The sequence below is a fragment of the Micromonospora sp. HB375 genome (assembly GCF_017872985.1).
GTDB lineage: Bacteria > Actinomycetota > Actinomycetes > Mycobacteriales > Micromonosporaceae > Micromonospora > Micromonospora chalcea.
In genome coordinates, this window is sequence record NZ_JAGGJO010000001.1 from 4,904,468 (window position 1) to 4,918,296 (window position 13,829).

The following is a 13,829-nucleotide window of genomic DNA, read 5'->3' on the forward strand; positions in this document are numbered from 1 at the left end:
TTGCCGAAACATTCTGCAATACCTTGCAAACCATGCCGCAACAAAGCAGTTACCTTGCAAGAGAGTGCACGCGTGTCGCCCCGATCCGGGGCGCGGGTTCTACCGAGCGACGCAGGGCGTGCCGTCGACGGTGCAGCTCGCCGGCCGGGTGCCCGCCCGCTCAATGTGGAACCGCACCGCCAGGGACTGCCCGGGGGCCAGGTCGAATCCGCTGCGGTAGGTGAAGACGCCGTCGTCGAAACGGAACACGCCCTGCTCGGCGCCCTCGACCCAGGCGGTGACCAGCCTTCCGCCGGGGAAGACCGCGCGCACCGTCCAGCCCCGGTGCGAACGCGCGGTGTTGACGAGCAGCACCTCGCCGATGAAGCCGCCGTCGAAGGCGCTCTGCACGCTGTACCTGCCGGTCACCGCGGACGGCGGCGCCACCGGCGGCGGAGACGACGGGGGCGGCACCGGCCGGGCGACGCCCCGGGGGCTGGGCGTCGACGCGGCCGGCGTCGGCCGGGCGGGCAGCTCCGTGGAGCGGGGCGACAGGCCCGGCAACACCGGAGCGGTGGCGGAGACCGGCGACGGACCGCTGGCGCTGACCGCCGTGGGGGTCGGCGGCACGTGCGGCAGCGGCATCAGCGGATCGGGCGGACCGGCCGCCGGGAACGTGCTCCGTCCCCGCACCGAACCGAGCGCCACCGCCAACAGGACCACCATCACGACCACGCCGGCGGCGACGAGGATCCAGGGGGACGAGGTCATGGCGGCCCCGGGCTGCGGGCCGGAGCGACGCGTGTGGGACATGGTCCTCCTGTCGGGGTCCGGGCCAGCGTAGCCACCGGGACCGGGCCGCGGCGAGCGGCCGGAATCGGGCCTGCCGCACGGCGCGGACTCCTGATACCTTGCACGCCGATCAATGACCACAATGGCTCGTCGAGCCGGTAGGACGGATGGCCAGTGACTGAGTGGCAGGGCAACATCCGGCGGGCGTCCACGGCGGACGCCGCCGTCGTGACCGCGATTCTCGCCGAGGCGTTCATGCAGGATCCGGTGAGCGGCTGGGTCTTCCCGGCCGACGACCACCGCGCGCGGGTCCATCCCGCCTTCTTCGGGCCGTTCGTCGCGCTGGCGCTGCGCACCGGCGAGGTCCACCTCGCGGGCGACGGCCTGGGCGCCACGCTCTGGCTGCCCACCGGCGACGGCCACGAGGCCGAGGAGGGCGATGAGTTCGCCGGGATGGAGGCCGCGATCGGCGCCGAGGCCATGAAGCGGTTCGGCATGCTCGACGAGATGATGGGCGCCCGGCACCCGAGCGAGCCGCACTGGTACCTGCCCTTCATCGCGGTACACCCGGACCATCACGGCAAGGGCGTCGGGTCGGCGCTGCTGCGTAACAAGCTGGCCGAGCTGGATCAGGCCGGCTCCGCCGCGTACCTGGAAGCCAGCTCGCCGCGCAACGCCGCGCTCTACGAGCGCCTCGGGTTCCGGCGCCGCCCGGTCACGCTCGACCTGCCGGACGGGCCCAGCCTCTACCCGATGTGGCGCGACCCGGCCTGACCGGGATCGTCCCGCCCCGGCCTCACCCGGGGCGGGACGTCATCGCCGTACCGTCGTGGTGCTGACGTCGAGCGCGCCCACGACGGCGGCGAGCAGTCCGTCGAGCTGCCCCGGCAGGAACCGCCGGCAGTCCCGCATCCGGACGCCGACCTGCGGGTCGAAGATGTTCGCGGCCAGCCCGACCGCCTCGGCGAGGCTGGCCAGCAGCAGCGTGCCCGGGTCCAGTTCGGCCGGGGACGAGTGCATCAGCATGGCGGTCAGCCGTACCCGCGGCGAGGCCGCCTGGTTCGGGTCGTTGGCCGGCCAGCGCACCGTCCGGCCGATCAGCTTGCCCTGCTCCCGGCGGAGTACACCGGCGGTGACCAGCCGGGTGCCGACACGCTCGTTGATGTTGAGCTGGGTCCGCAGATAACGGATCCACAGCCGGGCCGGGTGCGCGCCCTCCCGACGCAGAATCTCGGTAATGAGCAGATCGGTGAGCGGCTCCTGCCACAGTCGCGGATCGACAGCGGCGATTCCGCCGCCGTCGAGGGCAATCCGGCCCTCGAACATCAATTCGGCGAGCGCGGCGCCGGCCAGCCCACACTCCAGCCGGTCGACGGCGACATGCGGCTTGCCGGTGAACTCGTCGTGTCCGATAAGGAACAGCGCATCCGCAAGCCGATACGTGGCCTGCGCCCCGGGGTAGGTCATGGTCCATCCTCGAACGGTGGCCGTGAACGTCGACACGGGACGGTACGGCATGACCACGCACAGCTCAATTCCGGTCGATCAGGAGCCCCCCAAATCGATATCGAGACGGGGTTGTGACGATCAGTGATCACCAATACCCTGCTTCAGGTTGTTCCGAAGTAGACAGCTGAACCCCCTCACTCCCCTCCCCTGGAGAAGCCTTGTCCTCCGATCCGTTTTTCTCTGACGGTGGGCTGCGCCGCGGTCGTCTCGGCACCGCTCACCTCGTCTTCTTCACCGTCGCCGCGTCGGCGCCGCTGACCGTTCTCGGCGGTGGCGTCACCACCATGTACGCGGTCAGCGGCAACATCGGCGCCGCGCTCGGATACGTGCTGCTCGCAGCAGTGCTCGCCGTCTTCGCCACCGGCTACGCCGCGATGAGCCGGTACGTCGCCAACGCGGGCGCGTTCTACGCGTACATCGCCAACGGCCTCGGTCGAGCCGGCGGGGTGGCCGGCTCGGCCGTCGCGCTGGCCGCGTACAACGCCATTCAGATCGGTCTCTACGGCCTGCTCGGCGCGATCCTCGGCGACTTCATGGACGCCAAGACCGGCATCAGCCTCGACTGGTGGGTCTGGGCGCTGCTGGCCTGGGTCTTCATCGGCGCGCTCGGCGTCCTGCGCATCGACCTGAACGCCACCGTGCTGGCGGTGCTGCTCATCCTCGAGTGCATCGCCGTGCTGATCTTCGACCTGGTCGCCTTCGCGAACCCGGCCGGCGGCGCCGTCACCACCGCCGGCATCAGCCCCGGCCACCTGTTCGGCGCCGGCTTCGGCGCGGTGCTCGCATTCACCATCGCCTCCTTCACCGGCTTCGAGAGCGGCGCCATCTACAGCGAGGAGGTCAAGGACCCGCGGCGCACGGTGGCCCGGGCCACCTACATCGCCGTCGCGTTCACCGGCCTGTTCTACGCCTTCTCCGCGTGGGCGCTGACCGTGCTGACCGGCCCGGAGAACGCGCCGGCGGCCAGCGCCGAGGCGGGGCCCGGCGTCATCTTCGGCGCGCTCGACCAGTACACCGGCGCGGTCGTCGCGGACATCGCCAACGTCCTGTTCATCACCAGCGTGCTCGCCGCCCTGCTGTCGTTCCACAACGGCGTGGCGCGGTACCTGTTCGCGCTGGGCCGCGAGCGGGTCCTGCCGGGCTTCCTCGGCGCGACCTCCAGCCGCAGCGGCGCCCCGGTGGCGGGCTCGCTGGTGCAGAGCATCCTCGCCGTGGTGGTGTTCCTGGCGTTCGCGATGACCGGCCGTGACCCGGTCATCGACCTGTTCACCTGGCTGTCCGGCGCGGCGGCGGTCGGCGTCGTGCTGCTGATGACGCTCACCTCGGCCTCCGTCGTGGGCTTCTTCCGGGGCCGTCCCGGCCCGGAGAGCGCGTGGCAGCGGGCGATCGCCCCGGGGCTCGGCACGATCCTGCTCACCGCCGTGCTGCTGGTGCTGCTGTTCAACTTCGACGCGCTGCTCGCGCCCGACACCGCGAGCTACCTGAAGTGGCTGCTGCCGGCGATTCCGGTGGCGGCGGGCGTGCTCGGCCTGATCTGGGGCGCGGTGCTGCGCACCAGCCGGCCCGAGACGTACCGCCGGATCGGCCAGGTCACCGAGGAGGGCCTGCACGAGCCCGGCCTGCACCCGGCCCCCGAGGCCGACCGCTGGGCCGGCGCCCACCACCGCTGACGTCCGTCGGTGCGGCGGCCGGCCCGCGTGGCCGGCCGCCGCACCACCACGATCAGGCGGTACGGATGACAGTGCAGATGACCGGACCGTCCTCGGTGGTACGCAGCAGGTAGCGGTAACGCTCGCCGGGCACCGCGCCGCCCTGGCTGTCCAGGAACTCCCAGCGCACCGCCACCTCGGTGAGCAGCGCCGAGACCTGTTGCACGTCCTCGATCTGCGCGTTCGCGGCCACCAGTTCCCGCTCCTGGTAGTCGGGGGCGGCGCCGACGAAGCTGAGCGCCACCGCCGCCGGCGAGGTGAACGAGAAGCTGTAGGTGTCGGCGACCACCAGCCCGGGCAGGGCGTAGCAGCCGGCGATGGCCGGCACGTCGGCGGTGGTCAGCGCCACGCCGTACCGGTCGAAGAAGTCGGTGAGCGTGTCGAGGTCGGTGGAAGCCGTCACGACGCTCCTCATTACCGGCCCGGCGCGGCGGCAAACCTTCCTCAGCGCGGCGGGATCCGCACCTCGATCTCGGCTCCGAGGCGCGCGCCGCCGCTGAGGGCCAGGTCGTCGCCGCTCCAGAACCGTCCCGGGTCGTACCAGTTGGGTCGCCGCCCGGCGGGCAGCAGACCCATCGCCTCGTACGTCACCGCCACCACCTCGGCGCAGTACGCCGTCTCCAACGCGTTGTCGCTGCTCTGCCCGCCGTCCGTGCTTTCGTCTCCGCTCCTGGTCCGGCCCCGGCCGCCGATCCGGCCCTTGATGCCGTCGAGGCTCAGGCGGCGCGGGTGCGGCACCCGGCCCCGGGCCCACCGCCAGGCGAGTTGCGCGGTGGACGGGAACGGCGTGCCGTCGAGACGGGCCACGGTACGCAGCACCGCCTCCTCCATCGCCGGGTCGGCCGGCGGTTCGAGCTGACGCAGCCAGCCCCGTTGGCCGTACCGGTTGGCCCAGACGCAGACCGCGTCGCGCAGGTCGTGCAGCTGCACGCCACGCTGGTGCGTGCCGGTCCACATGTCCGGCAGCGAACGGCCCAGCTCGGCGTGCCACATCAGCGGCGGCATGTCGTCGAGCACCACCGCCATGCCCACATGGTTGACCGGGCTGTTGGTGGTGAGCTGAATGGCGCGGTCCGGCACGCTGCGCCCGCGGAACACCCACAGATCGCCGGTGCGGGTCAGCTCCACGGCCTCGTCCAGGCTGATGCTCATGGAGGACTACCCTAAGCGGATGCGGCAACGGATGCGGTGGTGGAAGGTACTCGGACTCGCGGGTCTCGCCGGCGTCGCGGCGACCGGAGTGGTCGTGGCGCGCGCGGAACGGCGACGCCGCGCGTACACCCCGGAGGAGATCCGGGACCGGCTGCGCGAGCGGCACGCGAAGGCGTCGTCGTCCTCCTGAACGGACAGTCACGGGGCGGCGCGGCCGGGCGGGTTCTCCTAGCATCGGCGTGATGGGAACCAGTTTCTGGGAAAGCCCGTTCGTCCTCGACCCCCGGCCCGCCGCGGTGGAGCGGCACGGCGACGTCGACCTGCACGTCCCCACCGGCGACGGCCGGCACCCCGCAGTCGTGATCGTGCACGGCGTGCCGGGCCCGCCCGACGCGCCGGACGCGCGCGACTGGCCGCTCTACCGCGGTTACGGCGCGCTGCTCGCCGAGCGGGGCGTGCTGGCCGCGATTCCCCAGCTCACCGTGGCCGGCCCGGACGACCTGTACGCCGTCGCCGCGCGGGTCGCCGCCGCCGCCGAACTGCTCCGCGCCGATTCTCGCGTCGACGCCGACCGGCTCGGCCTCTGGTTCTTCTCCGGCGCCGGCCTGCTGCTCGGCGACTGGCTCCGCGACCCGCCCCGCTGGCTGCGCGGCCTGGCCGCGACCTATCCGCTGCTGGCCCCGCTGCCCGGGTGGCCCCCGGTGGATCCGCGCTTCCGCCCGATCGACGCGCTCGACCTGCCCGCCCCCACCGGCGACGCCACCGCCACCCCGGCGCGGCCGGACGACACCACGACGCCGGGCAGCGTGGATTCCGGCGACACGGGCATCGACGCCGCGCGGCCGGGCGAGCCGGCTCGGCCGACGCTGGTGCTGACCAGGGCGGGCCGGGAACGGCCCGAGGTCGCACCCACCATCGAGGCGTTCACGGTGGTCGCCCGGCGGCGCGGCATCCCGCTGCACGTGGTGGACGTGCCGAACGGTCAGCACGGATTCGACGCGCTGGATCACACCGAGGAGTCCCGAGCCGCCGTACGCACCGCCCGCGACACCCTGCTCGACCTGCTGACCGCCCCCTGACCACCGGCCATCGCACCACCAGATCTCCCCACGCCCTCACCCCGCCTCGTTGATCATGAGGTTGGCCGGGACAAAGCAGACACAAACTGCCGCCAACCTCATGATCAACGGGGCGGGCGGCGCACCGGAATCCCGCACCCGCGCTTGAGCACCCGTTCCCGCTCGCCCCGCCCGTTCTCGCTTTCCCGGCCTACAGCCCACCAGCCAGCGCCCACGCCGGACGATCAAGGAGTTTTGGTCCTCTGGCGGGCCGAATCCGTACACAAACTCCTTGATCACCTCGGCGGCGGCGCCCGGGGGGAGGCAGCTAGGCGAGGCGGAGACCGGAGCAGGGCCGGGGACCGGAGCAGGGGCCATGGCCCAGGGCGGGGACCGGAGTGCGGGCGGGGTGGGTCAGCGGTCGGCTGCGGGGACCGGGTCGGGGGTGTCGGGGCTGTCCAGGGGCTGCAGGCGCTTGGCTCGGCGGCGCAGCCACGCGGTGCTCACCACGCCGGCCAGCACGGCCAGCACCAGCCCGGCCCAGGAGATGTCCTTGAGCCAGTGCTCGGCGGCCTGCCCCAGATAGAACAACAGGTAGGTGGTGCCGAACGCCCAGACCAGCCCGCCCGCGGCGTTGGCGATCAGGAACCGGCGGTACGGCACGCGCAGCGCTCCGGCGAGCGGCCCGGCGAGGATGCGCAGCAGCGCGACGAACCGCCCGAAGAACACCGCCCAGACACCGTGCCGGGCGAAGCTCAACTCGGCGCGGGCCAGGTGCGCGGGGCCGAGGTGTTTCGGGAAGCGCCGACCGAGCCGCTCCAAGAGGGGACGGCCACCGCGGCGGCCGACGGCGTACCCGACGGAGTCGCCGAGGATCGCGCCGGTGGCTGCGGCGGCGGCCACCCACTCGGGCCCGACGGCGCCGGTGGCGGCGAGCAGGGCGGCGCTGACCAGCACGATCTCGCCGGGCAGCGGGATGCCCATGCTCTCGACGCCGATCACCACGCCCACGAGCAGGCAGATCAGGCCCGGTGGGAGGGCGGCGAGCCAGTGCTGTACGTCGACCACCCCGCCGACCCTACCCGCGCCCGGTCACCCGGCGGGGGCCAAGAACTCCAGCCGGTTGCCGTGCGGGTCGTGCGTGTGGAACCGCCGCATGCCGGGAATCTCCTCGTCGCCCCAGGTCACGGCGTGGCCGGCGGCGACCAGGCGGGCGGCCAGCTCGTCCAGGTCGGGCCGCATCAGGGCCGGGTGAGCCTTGCGGGCGGGGCGGAAGTCGTCCTCGACGCCTAGGTGCAGCTCGGCGTCGTACCCGGTGAACCAGCAACCACCGCGGGCGGCGAGGGCCGGGGGTTTGGGCTTCTCGGTGAGGCCGAGCAGGCCGACGTAGAAGGAGCGGGAGAGATCCTCGGAGCCGCGGGGGCAGGCGAGCAGGACGTGATGGATCATGGTGGCACCTCCTCGTCCCGCAGCGTGGCACGAGGTTGCGTGAATAGCAAGACGGACGTACGGTTTTGTAGAGACCGACGCAGGTAAGTGTTGCCTAAGCACGGCGGCGCTCCGGTCGGTGCGACAAACTGCTCAGGACTACTCACGGTCGCTGGTGTGAAGGAGTACGACGTGGCGAGCCTCGACACCTTCGGTGCGAAGACCCAGCTACGCGTCGGAGACGCGAGCTACGAGATTTTCAAGATCGACAAGGTGGAGGGCCACGAGCGACTGCCCTACAGCTTGAAGATCCTGCTGGAGAACCTGCTGCGGACCGAGGACGGCGCGAACATCACCGCCGACCACATCCAGCAGCTCGGCGCGTGGGACGCCACCGCCGACCCGAGCGTGGAGATCCAGTTCACCCCGGCGCGGGTGCTGATGCAGGACTTCACCGGCGTGCCCTGCGTGGTCGACCTGGCCACCATGCGCGAGGCGGTACGCGACCTCGGCGGCGACGCCACGAAGGTCAACCCCCTCGCTCCGGCCGAGCTGGTCATCGACCACTCGGTCATCGCCGACCTGTTCGGCCGCGAGGACGCCTTCGAGCGCAACGTCGAGCTGGAGTACGAGCGCAACAAGGAGCGCTACCAGTTCCTGCGCTGGGGCCAGACCGCGTTCAACGAGTTCAAGGTCGTCCCGCCGGGCACCGGCATCGTGCACCAGGTCAACATCGAGTACCTGGCTCGTACGATCATGGAGCGCAACGGCCAGGCGTACCCGGACACGGTCGTCGGCACCGACTCGCACACCACCATGGTCAACGGCCTGGGCGTGCTGGGCTGGGGCGTCGGCGGCATCGAGGCCGAGGCCGCGATGCTCGGCCAGCCGGTCAGCATGCTGATCCCCCGCGTCGTCGGCTTCAAGCTCTCCGGCGAGATGCCGGCCGGCACCACCGCCACCGACCTGGTGCTGACCATCACCGAGATGCTGCGCAAGCACGGCGTGGTCGGCAAGTTCGTCGAGTTCTACGGCCCCGGCGTCAGCGCCGTGCCGCTGGCCAACCGCGCCACCATCGGCAACATGTCGCCGGAGTACGGCTCCACCGTGGCGATCTTCCCGATCGACGCCGAGACCGTCCGCTACCTGGAGCTGACCGGCCGCGACGCACAGCAGGTGGCGCTGGTCGAGGCGTACGCCAAGGAGCAGGGCCTCTGGCACGACCCGGAGCGCGAGCCGGAGTACTCCGAGCGCCTCGAGCTGGACCTGAGCACCATCGAGCCGTCGCTGGCCGGCCCGAAGCGCCCGCAGGACCGGGTGCCGCTGGGCAGCGCCAAGACGCTGTTCCGCTCCGCGCTCAGCGACTACGTGGCCGCCGACGAGACCGGTGGCGACCCGGGCCGCAAGCCGGGCGTGCCGCAGCAGGAGAAGCCGTTCGGCGCCGACGGCCCGGCCGACGAGGCGTCCGCCGAGTCCTTCCCGGCCAGCGACTCCCCCGCCAACGGCGTGAACGACCCGGCGGACGCACCGCGCGACCTGGAGACCGCCGCCGTGGGCGCGGGCGGCCGGGCCAGCAATCCGGTACGCGTGACCGGCGCCGACGGCGTCGAGTACGAGCTGGACCACGGCGCCGTGGTGATCGCCGCGATCACCTCCTGCACCAACACCTCAAACCCGCAGGTCATGATCGGCGCCGCGCTGCTGGCCCGCAACGCGGTGGAGAAGGGCCTGGCCCGCAAGCCGTGGGTGAAGACCACCCTCGCGCCGGGATCGAAGGTCGTCATGGACTACTACGACCGCGCCGGCCTCACCCCGTACCTGGAGAAGCTCGGCTTCAACCTGGTCGGCTACGGCTGCACCACCTGCATCGGCAACTCCGGCCCGCTGCCGGAGGAGGTCTCCGCCGCCGTCAACGAGGGCGACCTCGCCGTCGTGTCGGTGCTGTCCGGCAACCGCAACTTCGAGGGCCGGATCAACCCGGACGTCAAGATGAACTACCTGGCGTCCCCGCCGCTGGTGGTCGCGTACGCGCTCGCCGGCACCATGGACATCGACCTGGCCAACGAGCCGATCGGCGAGGACGCCCAGGGCAACCCGGTGTACCTGCGGGAGATCTGGCCGAACAGCGCCGAGATCCAGGACGTCATCGCCTCCGCGATCGGCGCGACCGGCTTCAGCGCCGCGTACGCCGACGTGTTCGCCGGTGACGAGCGCTGGCAGTCGCTGCCGACGCCGACCGGTGACACGTTCTCCTGGGACGGCGAGTCGACGTACGTGCGCAAGCCCCCGTACTTCGAGGGCATGCAGCAGGAGCCGGCCCCGGTGCAGGACATCGCCGACGCGCGCGTGCTGGCGAAGCTGGGCGACTCGGTGACCACCGACCACATCTCCCCGGCCGGCTCGATCAAGGCGGACTCCCCCGCCGGCAAGTACCTGGCCGAGCACGGCGTGGCCCGGCACGAGTTCAACTCGTACGGCTCCCGCCGGGGCAACCACGAGGTGATGATCCGGGGCACGTTCGCCAACATCCGGCTGCGTAACCAGCTCGTCCCGGGTGTCGAGGGCGGCTTCACCGTCAACCACCTGACCGGTGAGCAGACCTCGATCTACGACGCCTCGATGGCGTACCAGGAGGCGGGCGTCCCGCTGGTCATCCTGGCCGGCAAGGAGTACGGCTCCGGCTCGTCGCGGGACTGGGCGGCGAAGGGCACCATGCTGCTGGGCGTGAAGGCGGTCATCGCCGAGTCGTACGAGCGGATCCACCGCTCGAACCTGATCGGCATGGGCGTGCTGCCGCTGCAGTTCCCGGGCGGCGAGACCGCCGAGTCGCTGGGCCTGACCGGCACGGAGACGTTCTCGATCAGCGGCGTGACCGCGCTGAACGACGGCGACACCCCGCGCACGGTGAAGGTCACCACCGACACCGGCGTGGAGTTCGACGCCGTGGTCCGCATCGACACCCCGGGTGAGGCGGACTACTACCGGCACGGCGGCATCCTGCAGTACGTGCTGCGCCGCATGATCGCCAGCTGATCTTGGATGTAAGGAAGGGCCCCTTCTTAACAGACGTCTGTTAAGAAGGGGCCCTTCCTTACATCTCAGCGGAGGCGGAGCGCGACGGCGCGTGCCTCGGCGTCGGTGAGCGGCAGGAACCACAGGAAGCGCCGCACGATCGCGATCGGGTCCGGGCCGTCGGGGTGGCCGCGCAGGTCGCGGATGGCCTGCCGGGTGAGCCGGGAGAACTCGGGGATCATCGTGGCGCGGCGGGCCGCGTCGGTGGGCGCGGCCCGCAGGGTCGGGCACGGCCAGGGCTCGCCGCAGCGGTCGCAGCGCCAGGCCGGACCGCACGCGCGGTGGCCGGTGAGCGGCAGCACCACCCGGGGGTACGCCGATGTGGGTGTCGGTTCGGTCATGCCTCCACCGTGCCGAGGGTGCCCGAACAATCACACAGCGTTGTGTAATCTCCTCCGGACGGTTCTTTTGCTCCGGGGAGGAATGGGCATGAACCATGCCTTCGTCACCGCGCTGGCCGGCGCCGGCCACACCGCCGAGAGCCTGGCGGAGCGGCTCGGCCTGCACCCGGAGACGGTGGCCCGGTGGGCGAACCCCGGGCACATCCCGCAGAGCCGGCACCGCGCGACTGTGGCGAACCTGCTGGGCCAGCCGATCGAGGCGCTCTGGCCGGACGCGGTCCGCCGCCGCGAGCCCGTCTGGTTCCGCCCGTGGGTGGACATCGAACGCGAGGCGGTCGCGCTACGCACGTTCGAGCTGGCGTGGGTGCCGGGTCTGTTGCAGACCGAGGCGTACGCCCGGGCCACGTTCATCGGCCAGCCGCTGACCGCCGACGAGATCACCGACCTGGTCACCGCCCGGCTGGACCGGCAGGGCATCCTCACCCGGCCGCGCGGGCCGCTGTACGTCGTGGTGCTCGACGAGCAGGTGCTGCGCCGCGCCGCCGCCGGCGACCGGGCGCTGATGGCCGCGCAGGTGACCCACCTGCTCGCCTGCGCCGAGCTGCCGAACGTGCAGCTCCACGTGGTGCCGGCCGACACGCCGACCTATCCCGGGCTGGACGGGCCGTTCGTCATCGCGGAGCTGCGCGACGGCAACCGGGTGGCGCATGTGGACAGCCAGGCCCGCGCGCAGATCATCGAGCAGCCCTCGGAGATTGCTACCCTGGAGCGTCGGTGGGAACGCATCCGGGGCGAAGCGCTGCCCCGCGCGCGGACCCTGGAACTGCTGAGGGAAGTGGCGGCGGCATGGACCTGAGCGGCGCCCGGTGGCGCAAGAGCACCCGCAGCGGCGGCAACGGTGGCAACTGCGTCGAGGTCGCCGGCAACCTGCCCGGTGTGGTCGGCGTCCGCGACTCGAAGGACCCGGCCGGGCCGGTGCTCACCTTCACCCCGGCCGCGTGGACCCGGTTCCTGACGTCGACCCGCCGCTGAGCCGGTCAGGCCAGCCGCGCAGCGTAGACGTGCACCGGATCCCCCGATCCGGACGTCGTCGCACGCTCGAAGCTCAGCCCGATCCGCTCCGCGACCCGCTGCGAGGGCGTGTTGTCCGGGTGGATGATCGCGACGAGGCGGTCGACGCCCAGCCGGTCGCGCGCGTGGTCGCGACACGCAGCCGCCGCCTCCGTGGCGTACCCGTAACCCTGCGTTGCGGTCAGCAGGTGGTAACCGACTTCGACCTCCATCACCCCGTCCACCGGCTGCGGAGTGAGACCGCAGTCGCCGACGAACTCGCCTGTCGCCCGTGACCTGAGCACCCACAGTCCGAAGCCGTGGCTGCGGTAGAGGCCCTCGCTCCAGCGGATCCAGTCCAGTGCCTCCGCCCGGGTCTTCGGCCGCGGGTAGTAGCGCATCACGAGCGGGTCGCCGAGCATGGCGGCCATGTCGTCGAGGTCGTCGACGGTCATCTCGGCAAAGATCAGTCGTTCGGCGGCAGGCGGCGGATCAGCAGTCATCGTGGCCCCGGTCGCTTCGTCACGGCTTCGAGGCTACCGAGGTCGAGCGCCGCTCACGGACCCGGAATTGCAATTCGATGATGTCCCCGCCCTCCCCGATCGCACATCCGACACCGCAAACAATCGACGTCCATGATTCATTGACACGCTCCGAATCCCGTCGATACGTTGCCGACATCGCGATGAACAACGGGGCGCTCCAGTTTCGATCCGGGAATCGAAAACTGGGAAGGATTTCATGAAGACGACGATCAGACTTCTGGCCCTGCCGGCCCTGATCCTGCCGACGATCCTCGCCGGCACTCCGGCTCAGGCCGCCACCGACACCACCTCCGGCACCGCTGCTCCGGCCGCGGTGACCTCGATCGAGCGCAAGGTGGGGTCGTCGGCCGGGCAGGCCAGGGCATACTGGACGGCCGAGCGGATGGCGGCGGCCACTCCCGCCGACGAGGTGGAGAAGGCCGCCGGCCCGGTCACCCAGAGCCCCACGGCGGAGCGGGTACGGCGCTTCGCGGAGGCGGTGGCGCCGAAGGACGGCAGCGGCTTCGGCGCCCAGCTCAACGAGTCGATCACGGTGGGGAAGATCTTCTACACCAGCTCGACCGACGGCCTGGGCCATTACTGCTCGGCGAGCGTGGTGAACAGCCCGGCGCGCAACATGGTCTTCACCGCCGCGCACTGCGTGCACGACGGGCCGGGCCGGGACTGGCACACCGCGAACTGGATGTTCGTGCCGTCCTACCGCAACGGCGCGCAGCCGTACGGCACCTGGGACTGGTCCACGCTGGCGGTGCCCAGCGGCTGGATCAGCACCCGCGAGCGGCAGTACGACGTGGCGGTCGCGCTCGTCTACGGCAGCCGGTCGATCGTGGACGCGGTCGGCGCGAACGGCCTGCTCACCGGCGGTGGGCGCGCGTACCACTACGACGTCTTCGGCTACCCGAGCAACAAGGACAGCGGCGAGATCCAGTGGGTCTGCTCGGGCACGTCGCGGGACGCGGGCAGCAACCGGATCGAGATGAACTGCGGCTTCGGGGGCGGTTCGAGCGGCGGCCCGTGGTACTACAGCTACGACAACACCACCAGGCGCGGTGACGTGCACGGGGTGATGAGCTACTCGAGCGGCACGAACACGAACGGCTCGCCGTACTTCTCCGCCGCGGTGGTGGGGACGCTCTACAACACGTACGCGAACGACACCTGGTGAACGACGGTCCGCCTGGTGTGCCGCCGGCG

16 protein-coding genes are annotated in these 13,829 nt (G+C 71.6%); 8 read left to right on the forward strand and 8 right to left on the reverse strand.

Annotated features, from left to right (window positions below):
* Nucleotides 1–99: 99 nt before the first annotated feature.
* Nucleotides 100–792: a cellulose binding domain-containing protein gene (locus J3R08_RS21355; protein WP_043329707.1), complete on the reverse strand. Its 693-nt coding sequence runs from the start codon at nucleotides 790–792 to the stop codon at nucleotides 100–102.
* A gap of 153 nt (nucleotides 793–945) precedes the next feature.
* Between J3R08_RS21355 and J3R08_RS32740 the strand changes: the two genes are divergently transcribed.
* The gene (locus J3R08_RS32740) at nucleotides 946–1,545 is read left to right on the forward strand and encodes a GNAT family N-acetyltransferase (RefSeq protein ID WP_043329705.1); all 600 of its coding nucleotides are present in this window, start codon (nucleotides 946–948) and stop codon (nucleotides 1,543–1,545) included.
* 39 nt (nucleotides 1,546–1,584) lie between these two features.
* On the opposite strand, the gene J3R08_RS21365 is transcribed toward J3R08_RS32740, so the two are convergent.
* Nucleotides 1,585–2,238, reverse strand: coding sequence for a GPP34 family phosphoprotein (locus J3R08_RS21365; protein ID WP_030503305.1), 654 nt, complete (start codon nucleotides 2,236–2,238; stop codon nucleotides 1,585–1,587).
* Between the two features lie 200 nt (nucleotides 2,239–2,438).
* Here J3R08_RS21365 and J3R08_RS21370 point away from each other — a divergent pair, with 200 nt between their 5' ends.
* On the forward strand, nucleotides 2,439–3,950 hold the full coding sequence (locus J3R08_RS21370) for an APC family permease (protein WP_043329703.1): 1,512 nt from the start codon (nucleotides 2,439–2,441) through the stop codon (nucleotides 3,948–3,950).
* A 52-nt stretch (nucleotides 3,951–4,002) separates the two neighbouring features.
* On the opposite strand, the gene J3R08_RS21375 is transcribed toward J3R08_RS21370, so the two are convergent.
* Together J3R08_RS21375 and J3R08_RS21380 are read right to left on the reverse strand one after the other, a co-directional pair.
* Nucleotides 4,003–4,392, reverse strand: coding sequence for a hypothetical protein (locus J3R08_RS21375; protein ID WP_064445336.1), 390 nt, complete (start codon nucleotides 4,390–4,392; stop codon nucleotides 4,003–4,005).
* 41 nt (nucleotides 4,393–4,433) lie between these two features.
* Nucleotides 4,434–5,141, reverse strand: coding sequence for a hypothetical protein (locus J3R08_RS21380; RefSeq protein ID WP_064445335.1), 708 nt, complete (start codon nucleotides 5,139–5,141; stop codon nucleotides 4,434–4,436).
* On the opposite strand from J3R08_RS21380, the gene J3R08_RS21385 reads away from it, so the two are divergent.
* Entirely contained in the window at nucleotides 5,140–5,331 is a 192-nt protein-coding gene (locus J3R08_RS21385) for a hypothetical protein (RefSeq protein ID WP_036343738.1), read from the forward strand. The two genes, J3R08_RS21380 and J3R08_RS21385, sit on opposite strands and share 2 nt — an antisense overlap.
* A gap of 52 nt (nucleotides 5,332–5,383) precedes the next feature.
* Nucleotides 5,384–6,220, forward strand: coding sequence for a hypothetical protein (locus J3R08_RS21390; RefSeq protein WP_245254783.1), 837 nt, complete (start codon nucleotides 5,384–5,386; stop codon nucleotides 6,218–6,220).
* A gap of 393 nt (nucleotides 6,221–6,613) precedes the next feature.
* Here J3R08_RS21390 and J3R08_RS21395 read toward each other — a convergent pair whose 3' ends face one another.
* Together J3R08_RS21395 and J3R08_RS21400 are read right to left on the reverse strand one after the other, a co-directional pair.
* Nucleotides 6,614–7,267 carry a DedA family protein gene (locus tag J3R08_RS21395; RefSeq protein WP_043329697.1) on the reverse strand — a complete coding sequence of 218 codons (654 nt, stop codon included), beginning with the start codon at nucleotides 7,265–7,267 and terminating at the stop codon, nucleotides 6,614–6,616.
* 24 nt (nucleotides 7,268–7,291) lie between these two features.
* Nucleotides 7,292–7,648 (reverse strand): glyoxalase, encoded by a 357-nt coding sequence (locus J3R08_RS21400; protein WP_069089107.1) that lies wholly within the window; start codon nucleotides 7,646–7,648, stop codon nucleotides 7,292–7,294.
* 156 nt (nucleotides 7,649–7,804) lie between these two features.
* Here J3R08_RS21400 and J3R08_RS21405 point away from each other — a divergent pair, with 156 nt between their 5' ends.
* The gene (locus J3R08_RS21405) at nucleotides 7,805–10,660 is read left to right on the forward strand and encodes an aconitate hydratase (RefSeq protein WP_043329693.1); all 2,856 of its coding nucleotides are present in this window, start codon (nucleotides 7,805–7,807) and stop codon (nucleotides 10,658–10,660) included.
* A gap of 65 nt (nucleotides 10,661–10,725) precedes the next feature.
* On the opposite strand, the gene J3R08_RS21410 is transcribed toward J3R08_RS21405, so the two are convergent.
* Nucleotides 10,726–11,040 carry a hypothetical protein gene (locus J3R08_RS21410; RefSeq protein WP_043329691.1) on the reverse strand — a complete coding sequence of 105 codons (315 nt, stop codon included), beginning with the start codon at nucleotides 11,038–11,040 and terminating at the stop codon, nucleotides 10,726–10,728.
* 88 nt (nucleotides 11,041–11,128) lie between these two features.
* Between J3R08_RS21410 and J3R08_RS21415 the strand changes: the two genes are divergently transcribed.
* Together J3R08_RS21415 and J3R08_RS21420 are read left to right on the forward strand one after the other, a co-directional pair.
* Entirely contained in the window at nucleotides 11,129–11,896 is a 768-nt protein-coding gene (locus J3R08_RS21415; protein WP_209962611.1) for a DUF5753 domain-containing protein, read from the forward strand.
* Entirely contained in the window at nucleotides 11,887–12,072 is a 186-nt protein-coding gene (locus tag J3R08_RS21420; RefSeq protein WP_043329686.1) for a DUF397 domain-containing protein, read from the forward strand. The genes J3R08_RS21415 and J3R08_RS21420 overlap by 10 nt, the downstream gene beginning before the upstream one ends.
* Before the next feature lie 5 nt (nucleotides 12,073–12,077).
* On the opposite strand, the gene J3R08_RS21425 is transcribed toward J3R08_RS21420, so the two are convergent.
* Complete coding sequence (locus J3R08_RS21425; RefSeq protein ID WP_043329684.1) at nucleotides 12,078–12,593, reverse strand: GNAT family N-acetyltransferase; 516 nt, start codon at nucleotides 12,591–12,593, stop codon at nucleotides 12,078–12,080.
* Nucleotides 12,594–12,831: 238 nt separating this feature from the next.
* On the opposite strand from J3R08_RS21425, the gene J3R08_RS21430 reads away from it, so the two are divergent.
* The gene (locus tag J3R08_RS21430) at nucleotides 12,832–13,800 is read left to right on the forward strand and encodes a serine protease (protein ID WP_043329682.1); all 969 of its coding nucleotides are present in this window, start codon (nucleotides 12,832–12,834) and stop codon (nucleotides 13,798–13,800) included.
* Nucleotides 13,801–13,829 lie beyond the last annotated feature (29 nt).